This window comes from Formosa agariphila KMM 3901 (genome assembly GCF_000723205.1).
GTDB lineage: Bacteria > Bacteroidota > Bacteroidia > Flavobacteriales > Flavobacteriaceae > Formosa > Formosa agariphila.
Map to the genome: position 1 here is coordinate 34660 of NZ_HG315671.1, position 15730 is coordinate 50389.

Consider the following 15730-nt stretch of genomic DNA (forward strand, 5'->3'; position numbering starts at 1 on the left):
TTTTTATCTTGTCTACAAAAATTATTTAATAGACATGGAGAGTAAAGCGACTTTTTCTATTTACGATGCTTCTGCGGGTAGTGGAAAGACATTCACGCTTGTAAAAGCATACTTAACAATCTTATTTAAATCTAAAAGTCATTTTCAGTTTAAAAATATTTTAGCTATAACATTTACAAATAAGGCTGTTTTCGAAATGAAAGAGCGTATTATTAACACGCTTAAAGAATTTTCTAATGAAAATGTGCTAGTAGACGGAAATGATATGTTTTATATGTTATGCGAAGAGTTGCAAATGCAACCAGAAGCTTTACATAGTAAATCTAAAATGTTGCTGCATACAATTATTCATAATTATGCGGCTTTCGAGATTTCTACAATCGATGGTTTTACGCATAGAATTATAAGAACGTTTGCTCACGATTTAAAATTACCTTTAAATTTCGAAGTCGATTTAGATTCCGAAAGTTTACTAAATAAAGCGGTAGACCAATTAATTGCAAAAGCAGGTACCGATAAAGAAATTACCGATGTCTTGGTGCGGTTTGCTATAGAAAAAGCAGACGATGATAAAAGTTGGAATATTGCCTTAGATCTCTATAAAATTGCAAAACTGCTTATTTACGAAAATGATATTCCGTATCTGGAAGCCTTAAAAGATAAGGAACTTTCAGATTTTAATACACTTAAAAAACAACTCTACAACGATTTAAATACTCTAGAGGCTAGTATTACTGAAGCTGCAAAACACATATTAAATACATTCGAAAATAACGATTTAACCGTTAAAGATTTTTCAAGAGGAACGTTATATAATCATTTTGTAAATGCTTCAGAATTTAAAATACACGGACTTTATAAGAATCAATTAGAGGCGAATATTAAAGACGCTAAGGTGTATACAAAGACACTTGAAGCTTCAAAAAAAGAGCTTATAGATGGCCTTTTACCAGAAATAGAATCGACTTATTTAAAAATTAAGCAAGCCGTTTATTTATTTAAATTCAGAAAAACAATTTCTAAAAATCTAACACAACTTTCAGTATTAAATGCCATCAATCAAGAGTTGATAGCGCTTAAAGAAGACGAAAACAAAATGTTGATTTCAGAATTTAATACCTTAATAAGTCAACAAATTGCGTCGCAACCTACACCTTTTATTTACGAACGGTTAGGAGAAAAGTTCAATCACTATTTTATAGATGAATTTCAGGATACATCTAAAATGCAATGGAATAATTTAATTCCATTAGTGTCGGAAGCTATAGATGCACAAGATGTCGAAAAAGATTCTGGGTCGCTTATGATTGTGGGCGATGCAAAACAAGCCATTTACAGATGGCGTGGCGGAGAAGCAGAACAGTTTATAGAATTATCCGATTTAAATTCTAATCATAATCCGTTTAATACTCCTAAAAACATACAGTCTCTAGACACTAATTACAGAAGTTTCAAAGAGGTTATTCATTTTAATAATACGTTTTTTAATCATATTTCTGGAATGGCTTTTAGTGAAGAGGCCTATGGAAACTTATATCAGCGTGCCAATCAGAATCAAAAAAATCCAAATGAAGGGTATGTAAATATTTCGTTTTTAGATTTAAAAGATGAAGACCGAGACGAGCTCTATCCGGAACAAGTGTATAATACAATTCAAGAATGTATTACGAATGGCTATCAGTTAAAGGATATTTGTATTCTTGTTAGAAAAACCAAGAATGCTGTTGTTACTGCAGATTATCTAAGCAAACAAGGTGTACCAATAATATCATCAGAATTACTACTGATTAAGCAAGCTCCAGAAGTACTATTTCTTACGCATCTTGCAACAGTATTATTTCAACCTAAAAATGCAGAAATAAAATCTGAAATCTTATACTTCTTAGCCGAAAAATTTAAGGTTGAAGATAAACACCATTTTTTTGCTAAACACATTGCGTTAGACAATGATGCATTATTTAAAAGCTTCGAACAATTTGGAATTTTTACAAGTGCCAAAGCATTAATACAATTACCATTGTTTGATATGTTTGAAACCATGGTTCGAGAATTTAATTTGGTAACATATTCTAATGCTTATATTCAGTATTATTTAGATGTTGTTTTAGAATACACTCACAAAAAAGATTCAGACATATTTGGTTTTTTAGAATATTTTGAAGCTAAAATAGATAAGCTTAGTATTGTTTCTCCCGATGGGCAAGACGCAGTGCAGATTATGACCATTCATAAATCTAAAGGTTTAGAGTTTCCTGTAGTGATATTTCCGTTTGCCGATTTAAATATTTACGAAGATATAGAGCCAAAAGAGTGGTTCCCTTTAAATGCAGAAGAGTTTAATGGTTTCCCGTATACATTATTAGATTACAATAAGTCTAATTTTGAAGAATTTGGCGACGAAGGTCTTGCAATTAGTACAAAGCACGAATCGGAATTAGAATTAGACAGTCTTAACCTATTATATGTAGCGTTAACCAGACCTGTAGAGCAACTGCATATAATTAGTAGTTTAGCTTATGATGCAAGGAAGAACATTAACCTTAAAAAATATAGTGGGTTGTTTATGGATTATCTTATGCAGAATCAATTGTGGCAAGACGATACTTTTAATTATCGTTTTGGGAACCCAATGCGACTTACTAAACCGAAGAAAAATGACGAGGAAGATAAGAAGGAAATTCAGGAAGTTTTAGAGTTTATATCTACAGCAAAAAAAGATCACAATATTAAGATTGTTGCTAGCAGTGGTTATTTATGGGATACTAAACAACAAGACGCTATCGAGAAAGGAAATTTAGTCCATAATTTAATGGCTAAAATAAAGGTAAAGCAAGATATCGATGTTGTTTTAAAAGAGGCAGAGCAATCGGGGCTTATTACTGCCGAACAATTTACAGGACTTCAAGAACGGATTCTACAGATTATAGAACATCCCGAGCTTAAAGCATATTTCAATGCAGACCAGACTATTTATACAGAGCGCGACATTATAAAGAAAGATGGTACTATATTAAGGCCCGATCGACTAATTATTAATTCAGACAATGAAGTTACTATTATAGATTATAAAACGGGAACAGAATTAGATAAGCACAAAATGCAACTTCAGCTTTATCAAGATAGTATAGAAGAAATGGATTTTAAAGTTGTTGCTAAAATTCTTGTATATATTAACGAAGAGCTTCAGGTAAGATATGTTTAGCAAACGTTTATTCAATTTATAATAAGAATATAATATATAGGAGAATGGTCTAAAAAGGACATATACTTTATATATAGGAGTAAAGAAACAACAAAAAAGGTGTTTTTAATGGCGTTAATGATGACTTATCTATCACGTTTACACTAAAATAGATGCTATTTTGTAGTGAAAACAGGAGTGTTTTTAGCCTTCAATTCTATTTTCTTTGAAGGGTAAATAAAATTGCAAGAATAAGCGTACAGCATTTGTCATCCCTTATTTAAGTGGATTCGTACAATACTATTGAAGCATTTACTACTCATGGAAATTTGATTGGCGTAATGTAAAACCTTTCTAAACTTTAGAAGTTTGATTGAAGTTATCAATATTTTTCTATATTTGTCTTTGTTAATAATATTTAACAACTTACTTTTGTTTACAATTAACACTTAAAAATTAAACTTTTGAATATGAAAAATCTTAGCAGATTATTGTTCGCAATGTTGCTGGTATTTGGTTTTAGCAACACTTATGCGCAAGATGACAACAACCCATGGGCGATTAGTTTCGGGGTAAACGCGGTAGACTTCTATCCTAATGGTGATGGTTCTCCATTTGGTGAAGGTTTCGGAGACGAATATTTTAACGCTGGTGACCACTGGAATGTATTACCTTCTTTATCTACAATTACTGTAGCTCGTAATATTACAGATGCATTAAGTTTTGGAGTAACAGGATCAATTAACAAAATTGAAAACTACGGAGATCAAGAAGTTTCTGACTGGTCTTACTACGGAATTGATGGTACATTTAAGTACGGTTTCTTACAACACAGTGTATTCAATCCTTTCATCGGAGTTGGTGGGGGTTACACTTGGGTAGACGAAATTGGAGCTGGTACTGTTAATGGTTCATTAGGTTTCAATATTTGGTTTACTGAAAACATTGGACTTACAATCGAATCTGCTTATAAGCATGCTTTCGAAGATTACTTAAGTTCTCACTTCCAACATACTGCTGGAATCGCTATCAAATTTGGTGGAAAAGATTCTGACCAAGATGGTGTATACGATAAAGATGATGCTTGTCCAGATGTATTTGGTTTAGCTATCTTTAACGGTTGTCCTGATACTGATGGTGATGGTATCGAAGATTCTAAAGATTCTTGTCCAAACGAAGCTGGTACAGCTGAATTTAATGGATGTCCTGATACTGACGGAGATAAAGTAGCTGATCCTGATGACAAATGTCCTACTGTAGCTGGATTAGTTGAATTAAACGGTTGTCCTGATACTGACGGAGACGGTGTAGCTGATCCTGATGATGAGTGTCCAAATAACCCAGGTCCTGCTGAAAACAAAGGATGTCCTTGGACTGATATGGATGGTGACGGTGTTGCTGATAAAGATGACAAGTGTGTAGATGTACCTGGTACAGTTGCAAACGATGGTTGTCCAGAATTATCTGAAGCAGTTCAAAAATCACTTAACGAATATGCTAAAACTATCTTATTCGATACAGGAAAATCTTCTATCAAATCTCACTCTGCTGAAGTTTTAGAAAACATTACGGCTATCATTAATGAATATCCTAATGCTAAATTCAATGTAGAAGGTCACACTGATAGTTCTGGTTCTGATGCTTTAAACATGAAGTTATCTGACGAAAGAGCAGCAGCTGTAAAAGATTACTTAATTGGAAAAGGTATTGACTCTTCAAGATTATTCTCTAAAGGATACGGTGAAGAAAAGCCAATCGACTCTAACAAAACAAGAGCTGGTAGAGCTAACAACAGACGTGTAGAAATTAACTTAGTTAAATAAGACTAAATCTGTTAAAATATAATTATCTAAAACGCCCCGTTTATTCGGGGCGTTTTTTATTTTTATACAATGACAACTTTTATAGAAGAGGTTATTACTAACCTGCAAGAGAAAGGTCTTGACCTTTCAGAATTAAAATTTATTCTTCCAAGTAAACGTGCGGGGACTTTTTTAAAGCATCAGCTTTCTAGGTCTACCAAGCAAACCATGTTTGCTCCAGAAATATTAAGTATCGAAGACTTTGTTGAATCTATTTCAGGTTTAAAGACGGTTTCGAATACAGAATTACTATTTCAATTTTACAACACCTACATAACTCTTAACACTACCGAAAATCCAGATTCTTTCGAGGTGTTTTCTAAGTGGGCACAAATTCTACTTCAGGATTTTAATGAAATCGACAGATATTTAATTCCGCAGCAAAAAATATTCGAATATTTAGCAGCTATACAGGAAACAAATCATTGGTCTGTTGCAGAAGATAAAACAGATTTTATAATCAATTATCTTGCATTTTGGAATAAACTTCATGAATATTATACTCACTTTACAACACATTTATTAACTAATAACTTGGGGTATCAAGGGTTAGTTTACAGACAAGCTAATGTAAACGTGAAAACGTATGTCGAGCAGCATAAAGTGCAACATGTGTTTTTAGGTTTTAATGCTTTAAATACAGCAGAAGAATCTATTATTCAATACATATTAGAAGAAACAGATGCTTTAATTTATTGGGATATAGACAAAACGTTCTATGAAAATCCTATTCATGATGCAGGGCTGTTTACAAGGCAACATGCTAAAAATTGGAAGTATTTTAATACGCATCCTTTTAATTGGATTACCGAAAATTATACAAAAGAGAAATCTATAAATATAATAGGTGTTCCTAAAAATGTTGGGCAAGCCAAATATATAGGCGGAATTTTAAAAGACCTTAAAAAACAAAATAGTACTTTAGAAAATACTGCAGTGGTTTTAGGAAACGAAGATCTTTTACTTCCAGTTCTAAATTCTATTCCAGACACTGTAAATGCGTTAAACGTGACTATGGGGTTTCCTTTAAAATCGATTCCCTTGGCTTCGCTGTTCGAGAGTCTATTTCATTTACATAAAAACAAGCCGCAATCATTTTACTATAAAGATGTCATTTCAATATTATCGCATCAATTTGTGCGACCTCTATTTGTTTTAGAAGGAGACGATTTTGCGACTAATTTAATTGAGAGAATTCAAACCAATAACATTGTCTTTATCTCTTATAAGCATTTAGTTGACTTATGCGAGCCTTTTAAAGATGTGCTTAGCTTGTTGTTTGATTCGTGGGGTAATAATGCCACAAAGGCTTTAAAACAGTCTAGAGATTATATTTATGTTTTAAAAGAACATTTAAGTATTAATAAAGATGAACACATATTAAGTTTAGAATATACATATAGATTTCATGAGCTTTTTAACGAGTTAGACCGCCTAAATACAACCTATAATTTTTTTCAATCTATAAGTGCATTACATCAAGTTTATAAAGAGCTATTGAGTAGTGAAACTTTAGATTTTCAAGGCGAACCATTGCAAGGATTACAAATTATGGGAATGTTAGAATCGCGTGTTCTAGATTTTGAAACGGTTATTATATCGTCTGTAAATGAAGGTGTATTGCCAGCTGGTAAAAGCAATAACTCCTTTATACCTTTAGATGTTAAATTAGAGAATGGTCTGCCAACCTTTAAAGAAAAAGATGCCGTGTATACCTATCACTTTTATCGTTTATTGCAACGCGCTAAGAATGTATATATTATCTACAATACAGAGGTAGATGCTTTGAAAGGTGGTGAGAAAAGTCGTTTTTTAACTCAGCTCGAGTTAGAAAAAATTCATAAACCAAAATACATAATGGCCGCTCCAGTTGTGAATTTGGTAGAACAAAAATTGAAAACAGTACCCAAGACAAGTTTAGTTGTAGACCGTTTAAAAGAGATTGCTAAATATGGATTTTCTCCGTCGTCTTTAACTAACTATGTTCGTAATCCAATAGATTTCTATTATCAAAAAGTCCTTAAAATTCAAGAATATGATGAGGTCGAAGAAACAGTTGCCGCTAATACTTTAGGAACTGTAGTGCATAATACCCTTGAAGATTTTTATAAACCATTAATCAAAAAACAGTTAACTGAAGCGCATTTAACGGAAATGAAATCTAAAATTTCAAGTACTGTTTTGCATCATTTTAAATTAACTTATAACGACGGCGATATTAGTACAGGAAAAAATTTAATAAGTTTTGAAATTGCTAAACGTTATGTTTCTAATTTTATTAATTCAGAATTAAAAGAAGTTAAGGCAGGTAGAATTATTAAAATTATTGCCATAGAAGCCGACTTTGAAAGAGTTAAAATTAATATACCTGAATTGGATTTTCCAGTCACTATTGGAGGAAAAGTAGATCGTGTAGATGAATACGATGGTACCACGCGAATCATCGATTATAAAACAGGAAAGGTAGAACAGTCGCAAGTAGAGATTATAGATTGGGATGAACTTACTACCGATTATAAGAAATACAGTAAGCCCTTCCAGATTTTATGTTATGCTTATATGATGCTTTCTGATGGGAAGTTGAAGTTCCCTTTAGAGGCAGGAATTATATCGTTTAAAAATTTAAATGGAGGTTTTCTAAAATTCACAAAAAAAGTCAAAACCGGACCAAAAGCGACTAAAATTACTGCTATAGATAAGGAGACTATTCAATTGTTTGAAGAACAGCTAAAAGTTTTGGTATTAGATATTTTTAATACTGAAAACGATTTTGAAGAAAAAGACGTGAGTCACTAATTAGAGGCTACGATCACTTATGAAAAAAATATTCAGATTTTTATTTAAAATACTAATTTGGTTTATTCTTGTGTCTACATTAATAGTGGTAATTTATAAGTTTATTCCAGTGCCTATAACACCATTAATGCTTATCCGTAGTTTTGAAACCTCAGAAACTAATGTTCCAAAAACTTGGAGTCATGAATGGGTAGATTTAGATACTATTTCTATTGCCATGCAAAAGGCTGTTATTTGTAGTGAAGATCAGAATTTTTTAAACCATAATGGATTCGATTTTAAAGCTATTGAAAAAGCTATTAGTAGTAACCAAAAAGGTAAGCGTCTCCGTGGTGGAAGTACGATTTCTCAGCAAACGGCAAAGAACGTTTTTTTATGGCCTGGTCGGAGTTGGTTTCGAAAAGGTTTAGAGGTTTATTTTACAGTATTAATAGAAGTAATTTGGAGTAAATCGCGTATTCTGGAAGTATACTTGAATAGCATAGAAATGGGAAATAATATATATGGCTGCGAAGCTGCCGCTCAGTTTTGGTTTAATACATCGGCAAAAAAATTATCAAATTACGAAGCAGCAGCAATTGCTTCAATCTTACCAAATCCAAGAGTGTATAAAGCAAATCCAGCTTCAGCCTATATTCAGAAAAGAAAAGCTTGGATTGTAAAGCAAATGAACTATTTTGGACCTTTACGATTTGAAACCCATGAAAACTAATTCTGAAATTAAACAAGAGCTTTTAACAAGTTGTGAAGCGTTTATCGATAAGCGTTTGGCTAACGTACAGCATAATATTGCTGAAGTGCAACATGCTTTAACTTCTGAAACCAAAAGTACTGCAGGAGATAAGCACGAAACCGGTAGAGCCATGTTACAATTGGAGCGCGAAAAGTTTGGTGCACAATTGGCCGAAATTAATTTGGTTAAAAAAGCGTTGTCTAAAATTAATGTTACAAAACGGTCTGAGACGGTTTGCTTAGGAAGTGCTGTTTTAACAAATAAATCGAATTATTTTATAGCTATTAGTGCTGGAGAAATTGAAATAGACACCACAAAGTATTTTGCCATTGCTCCTAATACGCCTATTGGTCAGTTGCTAATCTCTAAAAAAGTAGGCGATAGTATTCGTTTTAGAGATCAAGAATTTACTATAACAGATTTATTTTAATGCTAATCGTTGTTCTGCTGATTCTGTAAGTTTTAAGTATATAGTTTCGTTTAAAACTAGCGGTTGTTTGTTATAGAAAAACAGAGACTTTAATTCAAATTCTACTTCAACGAGATACGTATTTCCTCTAAAGTAATTCTGAACAACTTTAACTTCTAACTCCGATTTCGAACACACTTCTAATTCGTGAGCATACACAAATACATTAGAATCTGAATTAGATAACCCCAGTTGAAACTCTTGAAACGTATTGAATTCGTCGAAAAATGATGCGATTAATGGCTGTTCAGGATTGTTGTATAATTGTTTGGGCGTGTCGTTTGCTATGATTCTACCGTTATTTAAAACAATCATGTGATCAGAATAAGGTAAAACATCTTCACGGTCGTGAGTGGCTACCACACAAGAAATATTATTGTCTTTTAAATATTTAAATAAGTTACGGCGTAATGTTTGTTTCTGGAAGTTATCAATATGACTAAAAGGTTCGTCTAATATGATTATTTCTGGTTGTCTAGCAATAGCTCTAGCAAGCGCCACACGTTGTTTTTGCCCACCGCTTAACTGTTTTACTTTAACATGTGTAAACGCCTCTAAATCGACTAATTTTATAAGTTCTGTTGTGCGTTTGTGCTTTTCTTCAGGAAAAAAATTAGATAAAAATTTTCCGATGTTTTCTTCTACTGTAATAAATGGCATTAAGTCGAATTCTTGGGCCACATATTTCATGAAATCGTAACCAATAACTAAGTTGAATTTTGGTCCTAAAATAGGAGTGTCGTTCCAAAAAATTTCACCTTCAGGTAAATCATAAGTACCGTAAAGGAGTTTTATGAGTGTGCTTTTTCCAGAGCCACTTTCACCAATTATGGATACATGCTGACCTTGTGCAACAGAAAAAGAAATGTTGTGAAGAATGGTTTCTGTATTGTAACCAAATGATATGTTTTGGACGTTAAGCATAACTTGTTTTTGATTCGCAAAAATAGTGTAAAAAGCAAAAGAGTCATTTAATTGCAAATAAAGCATTTAAATGACTCTTACTGAAATATTATAAGGTTAACCTTTTGTGTTTTTGTGTTTTGGAAGTTCGTTAAAACCCATATTGTATAACGTAAATCCAAATATATCGGCATATTGCTCGATTGTCTTGCTTACAGGAGTTCCTGCTCCGTGACCTGCATCTGTTTCAATACGAATTAAAACAGGATTACCGTTGTTTTGATGCTTTTGTAATTCTGCAGCAAATTTAAAACTATGTGCAGGAACCACACGGTCATCATGATCACCAGTTGTAATTAAGGTTGCAGGGTAATTTACGTCAGATTTTACATTATGCACAGGAGAATAGGCTTTTAAATATTCAAACATCTCTTTACTGTCTTCTGCAGTTCCGTAATCGTATGCCCATCCAGCTCCAGCTGTAAATGTGTGATAACGTAACATATCTAAAACACCAACAGCAGGTAAAGCCACTTGCATTAAATCTGGGCGTTGCGTCATTGTTGCTCCAACTAATAATCCGCCATTAGAACCTCCTCTAATTGCTAAGTATTTAGGAGATGTATAATTGTTTTCTATTAAATATTCTGCTGCTGCTATAAAATCATCAAATACATTTTGTTTTTGCATCTTAGTTCCAGCATCGTGCCATGCTTTTCCGTATTCACCACCACCTCTTAGGTTAGGTACAGCATAAATTCCGCCTTCTTCCATCCACACAGCATTGGCAATACTAAAAGCAGGTGTTAAGCTAATATTGAATCCGCCATACGCATAAAGAATTGTTGGGTTTTTTCCGTTTAACTCTGTCCCTTTTTTATAAGAAATAATCATTGGAACCTTAGTACCGTCTTTAGAATTATAGAATACTTGTTTACTTTCAAATTGACTTGGATCAAAATCTACTTTAGGTTTTACATACACTTCAGAAGTCCCTGTATTAGGGTTGTAAGCAAAACTTGTACTTGGAGTGGTGTAGTTTGAAAATGAATAATATAGAGTTTCATTTTCTTTTTTTCCTGAAAATCCACTTACTGTTCCAATACCAGGAAGTTCAACTTCTCTAATTAAATTGCCTTCATAGTCATATTGTTTAACCTGAGAGACAGCATCAACCATATAGTGAGCAAATATAAAATTACTCCCTGTAGATGGCGATAATACATTTTTTGTTTCAGGAATAAAATCTACCCAATGTTCTGGACTCGGATTTGATGCATCTACTGTAACAATGCGTCTGTTTGGTGCATTTAAATTGGTAACAAAAAATAATTTACTACCAATATTGTCTATTAATTGCGTGTCGCTGTCTGTATGTACTAAAACTGGAACAAGCTTACTGTTGGTTTTAGTAAGGTCTTTAATGTATAATTTGTTTCCTGATGTAGATGTACGTGGCGTAATAATTAAATAATGGTCGTCTTCTGTAACCGAAGCATATATGTAACGGTGCTTTTCTTGGTCTGTACCACCATAGATAAGCTTGTCGTTTTCTTGTTTAGTACCTAGTTTGTGGTAATATACTTTGTGCTGATCTGTTTTAGCAGATAATTCACTTCCTTTAGGTTTGTCGTAACTCGAGTAGTAAAAACCGTCGTTTCCTTTCCAAGACATTCCACTAAATTTAACATCAATAATGGTGTCTTCTATAACGGCTTTAGTTTCTGTATCAATAATAATAATCTTTCTCCAATCGCTTCCTCCTTCAGAAATTGAATAGGCAGCAATACTTCCATCTTTAGAAAAAGATAATCCGCCTAAAGATGTTGTGCCTTCACTGCTAAAGGTATTTGGATCAAGAAAAACTTCTTCTGTTTTATCGTCACCTTTAGTTCTATAAATAACGTTTTGATTTTGTAGGCCGTTGTTTTTATAGAAATAGTTGTAATCGCCTTCCTTAAAAGGTGCTCCAATTTTTTCGTAATTCCACAGTGTTGTTAAACGGTCTTTAATCTCGTTACGATATGGGATGTTTTCTAAATACCCGAACGTTACTTTATTTTCCTCCTTAACCCAAGCTTCTGTTTCCGGACTTCTGTCGTCTTCCAGCCAGCGATATGGATCGTTAACCTCAACACCAAAATAAGTGTCTACAGTATCTGCTGTTTTTGTAATAGGATAGTGCACTATTTGATTATTATTTTTTTTAAGTTCTTGTTCGTTTTTACACGAATTGAATAGGGTTAAAACAAATAGGAGGATTGGTAGCTTTCTCATAACATGCAAGTTTTTGAGAGCCAAAAATAACTAAAAAGCTCCTAAGCGTAGGGCTTAAGAGCTTTTTTTATGATTTATTTGATAAAAATTACCTTAGATAAGATTTTCTTTAATTAAATACTCAGCAATTTGAATGGTGTTCGTTGCAGCTCCTTTTCTTAAGTTGTCTGCTACAATCCACATATTAATTGTATTCTGTTGTGTTTCGTCTCTTCTAATACGTCCAACAAATACATCGTCTTTATCGTGTGCATAAATTGGCATTGGATACGTATTTGTATCTGTATTATCTTGAACAACAACACCTGGAGTTTCGCTTAATAATTTACGAACATCGGCTAAATCGAAATCATTTTCAAATTCTACGTTTACAGATTCAGAATGTCCACCAGCAGTAGGGATTCTTACTGCAGTTGCAGAAACAGAAAAAGACGTGTCGTTTAAGATTTTTTGAGGTTCTTTGGCTAATTTCATTTCCTCTTTTGTGTATCCGTTGTCTAAAAATACATCACAATGTGGTAATGCATTTCTTCCAATTGGATAAGGATAAGCCATTTCGCCTTCAATTCCAGCAATTTCGTTTTCTAGTTGTTTTACAGCTTTTACACCGGTACCAGAAACCGATTGGTATGTTGAAACAACAACGCGTTTCATTTTATATTTTTTATGAAGCGGAGCCAAAGCCATAACTAATTGAATAGTTGAACAGTTTGGGTTTGCAATAATTTTATCGTCTTTTGTTAATTCGTTCGCGTTAATTTCTGGAACGACTAACTTTTTAGTAGGATCCATTCTCCAAGCCGAAGAATTATCTACTACTGTTGTTCCTGCTTCAGCAAATTTAGGCGCCCATTCTAAAGACGTATCTCCACCAGCAGAAAATAAAGCAACATCTGGTTTCATTGCTACTGCATCTGCTAAGCCTACAACCTTATAATCTTGTCCCTTGTAAGAAATTGTTTTACCTACAGAGCGCTCCGACGCTACTGGAATTAATTCTGTTAATGGAAAATTACGTTCTGCAAGAACTTTTAGCATTACTTCGCCAACCATACCCGTGGCACCAACTACAGCTACTTTCATTATATCAATTAGTTTAAGTGTGTCTTTAATTATTTATGGCAAAACTAAGTATTAATAATTAAAAAAACAGCCTTAGTTTCTTCAAACTAAGGCTATTTAACAACAAATAACAAAATGTTAATTATTTAACAATTATTACTTCTTAAGTAAATCTCTTATTTCAGCTAAAAGTTCTTCTTGAGTTGGTCCTGTAGGTGGTGCTGGAGCAGCTTCTTCTTTCTTTTTAGAATTTTCGTAAGCTTTTAATACCATGAAAATACAGAAACCGATAATAATGAAATCGATAACCATTTGTATAAAGTTACCGTAATTAATTGCTACTGCAGGTACCTCTGCGCCAGCGGCATTCGTGGTTGCTTCTTTCAAAACATACTTTAGGTCTGTAAAATTAACATCGCCAAGGAGCATGCCAATTGGAGGCATTAAAATGTCTTTAGTAAACGATGTTACTATTTTACCAAATGCACCCCCAACAATTACTGCTGTTGCAAGGTTTATAATATCGCCTTTTAGGAGAAAGGACTTGAAATCTTTGAAAAATGCCATATAGTTTAGGATTAATTAATAATCACTAAAGTATGTAAAAAAAATTAATAAAAAGATGTATCTATTTTAAAACGATGCGTTTAATGCGCTGTGAAAGTCCTGTAAGGAGTTCGTATGAAATGGTATTTGCGGTGGCAGCAAATTCTTCTGCTGTAGGATAATCTCCAAAAACTATAACCTCGTCACCTTCATTACAGTCAATAGTTGTAATGTCTACCATAATCATGTCCATGCAGGTGTTACCAACAATTGGTGCTTTTTGTCCGTTTATAGCAACAAATCCTTTACCATTTCCATATTCTCTTCCAATGCCATCGGCATGTCCTAATGGTAGCGTTGCAGTAGTTAACGGCGCATTACTAATGTGGCCGCGGTTATACCCAACACTATCCCCAATAGGAATCTGGTGAATTTGAGATATAACAGTTTTTAATGTCGTAATAGGTTTAAAATGACTGTTTTCTTTTTCTGAATTTCCAAAACCATACATTCCAATTCCGCTTCTTACCATATCGAAATGCGCTCCTGGGTAATTTAGAATTCCAGAGGTGTTACACATATGAAGCATGGGCGTGTAAGGCAATTGCTTTAAAAGGAGATGGGTAACGTGTTTAAAAGTTTTAATTTGTTTTACAGTAAATTCCTTTTCATTTAAGTCTTCACTAGCTCCCATATGCGAAAATAGCGAGGTGACTTTAATAGCTTCAGTATTTTTTAATAGTGAAAGTATCTCTGGAATATCTGCTTCCGAAAATCCTAAACGATTTAATCCAGTATTAAATTTTAAATGAACAGGATAGTTTTTCTGATTTAAATTTTCGGCTGTAGCCACAAATTCTTTCAGTACTTTTAAACTGTATAGGTTTGGTTCTAAGCAGTGTTCTATAAGAATGTTAAAACTTATAGCTTGTGGGTGAAGTACTAAAATGGGTTTGGTAATGCCAGACGTTCTTAGCTGTTCTCCTTCGTAAGTATAGGCCACAGCAAAGTAATCGGCATGTTGTGTTTCTAAATGTTTAGCAATATCTACCGCAGCATTTCCATAAGCATACGATTTTACAACAGCCATAAATTTGGTAGCAGGTTGTAATCTAGATTTAAGATAGGTAACGTTGTGTTCTAAAGCTTTTAAATCTATTTCTAATAGGGTTTCCTGAGCTTTAGGCATTGCTATCTTCAGAATTAAAATCTAACTGCTCCATTTTGTTCGTGTTGGTGCTTTGCGATTTTTCACTACGCATAGCTTTGTAATAAGCTGCACGACTAAGAGGCTCATAATTTTCGGTTTCACCAAGCAAAACCAATGCATCGCTTGCTGCTTTTCTATAACTAAACTGAGCTAAATTTCCAGTCCTAGTACAAATGGCATGAACTTTTGTTACATACTCTGCAGTCGCCATTAAATTAGGCATCGGACCAAACGGATTACCTTTAAAATCCATATCTAATCCAGCGACAATAACACGAATACCTTTGTTGGCTAAATCGTTACAAACACGTACAATTTCGTCATCGAAAAACTGAGCTTCATCAATACCAACCACATCGCAACCATCGGCTAAAATAGGAATATTAGCCGCTGCAGGAACTGGCGTAGAACGAATTTCGTTAGCATCGTGAGAGACGACCATATCTTCGTTATAGCGGATATCTACCGAAGGTTTAAAAATTTCAACTTTCTGTTTGGCGAATTGTGCACGTTTAAGTCTTCGGATTAATTCTTCTGTCTTTCCAGAGAACATAGAACCGCAGATAACTTCTATCCAACCAAATTGTTCTTTATGATTTACTGTATTTTCGAGAAACATTTTGTAATTTTAACACTAATATTAGGCAAACTCTCGTTTGTTTATAGGCGATGTAAATTTATTAAAAATAAA

The 15730-nt window shown here is 33.5% G+C and carries 11 protein-coding genes; 5 read left to right on the forward strand and 6 right to left on the reverse strand.

The genetic code is table 11. The features are described 5' to 3' along the window. Positions 1-34 precede the first annotated feature (34 nt). The 5 genes from BN863_RS00155 (at position 35) to BN863_RS00175 (ending at position 9002) form a co-directional block, all read left to right on the forward strand. A complete protein-coding gene (locus BN863_RS00155) occupies positions 35-3202 on the forward strand; it encodes a UvrD-helicase domain-containing protein (RefSeq protein WP_038525966.1) in 3168 nt (1055 codons plus the stop codon). A gap of 449 nt (positions 3203-3651) precedes the next feature. Further along, positions 3652-5004, forward strand: coding sequence for an OmpA family protein (locus BN863_RS00160; protein ID WP_038525968.1), 1353 nt, complete (start codon positions 3652-3654; stop codon positions 5002-5004). A gap of 69 nt (positions 5005-5073) precedes the next feature. Beyond that, positions 5074-7839 (forward strand): PD-(D/E)XK nuclease family protein, encoded by a 2766-nt coding sequence (locus BN863_RS00165; protein WP_038525971.1) that lies wholly within the window; start codon positions 5074-5076, stop codon positions 7837-7839. Between the two features lie 19 nt (positions 7840-7858). Continuing rightward, positions 7859-8551: a monofunctional biosynthetic peptidoglycan transglycosylase gene (gene mtgA, locus BN863_RS00170; protein ID WP_038525973.1), complete on the forward strand. Its 693-nt coding sequence runs from the start codon at positions 7859-7861 to the stop codon at positions 8549-8551. Next, a complete protein-coding gene (locus BN863_RS00175; RefSeq protein ID WP_038525977.1) occupies positions 8541-9002 on the forward strand; it encodes a 3-oxoacyl-ACP synthase in 462 nt (153 codons plus the stop codon). The genes mtgA and BN863_RS00175 overlap by 11 nt, the downstream gene beginning before the upstream one ends. Here the strand turns inward: BN863_RS00175 and BN863_RS00180 are convergent. The 6 genes from BN863_RS00180 to BN863_RS00205 form a co-directional block, all read right to left on the reverse strand. After that, positions 8994-9965, reverse strand: a complete 972-nt coding sequence (locus BN863_RS00180) for an ABC transporter ATP-binding protein (RefSeq protein ID WP_038532943.1) — start codon at positions 9963-9965, stop codon at positions 8994-8996. The two genes, BN863_RS00175 and BN863_RS00180, sit on opposite strands and share 9 nt — an antisense overlap. A 96-nt stretch (positions 9966-10061) precedes the next feature. Beyond that, entirely contained in the window at positions 10062-12221 is a 2160-nt protein-coding gene (locus BN863_RS00185) for a prolyl oligopeptidase family serine peptidase (protein ID WP_038525980.1), read from the reverse strand. A 93-nt stretch (positions 12222-12314) separates the two neighbouring features. After that, entirely contained in the window at positions 12315-13304 is a 990-nt protein-coding gene (locus BN863_RS00190; RefSeq protein WP_038525983.1) for an aspartate-semialdehyde dehydrogenase, read from the reverse strand. Positions 13305-13439: 135 nt separating this feature from the next. Beyond that, positions 13440-13850, reverse strand: a complete 411-nt coding sequence (gene mscL, locus BN863_RS00195; RefSeq protein WP_038525985.1) for a large-conductance mechanosensitive channel protein MscL — start codon at positions 13848-13850, stop codon at positions 13440-13442. A gap of 61 nt (positions 13851-13911) precedes the next feature. Continuing rightward, entirely contained in the window at positions 13912-15018 is a 1107-nt protein-coding gene (gene alr / locus BN863_RS00200) for an alanine racemase (RefSeq protein WP_038525988.1), read from the reverse strand. Further along, a complete protein-coding gene (locus BN863_RS00205; protein WP_038525991.1) occupies positions 15011-15658 on the reverse strand; it encodes a thymidine kinase in 648 nt (215 codons plus the stop codon). Before BN863_RS00205 ends, alr begins: the two co-directional genes overlap by 8 nt. Between the last annotated feature and the right edge of the window lie 72 nt (positions 15659-15730).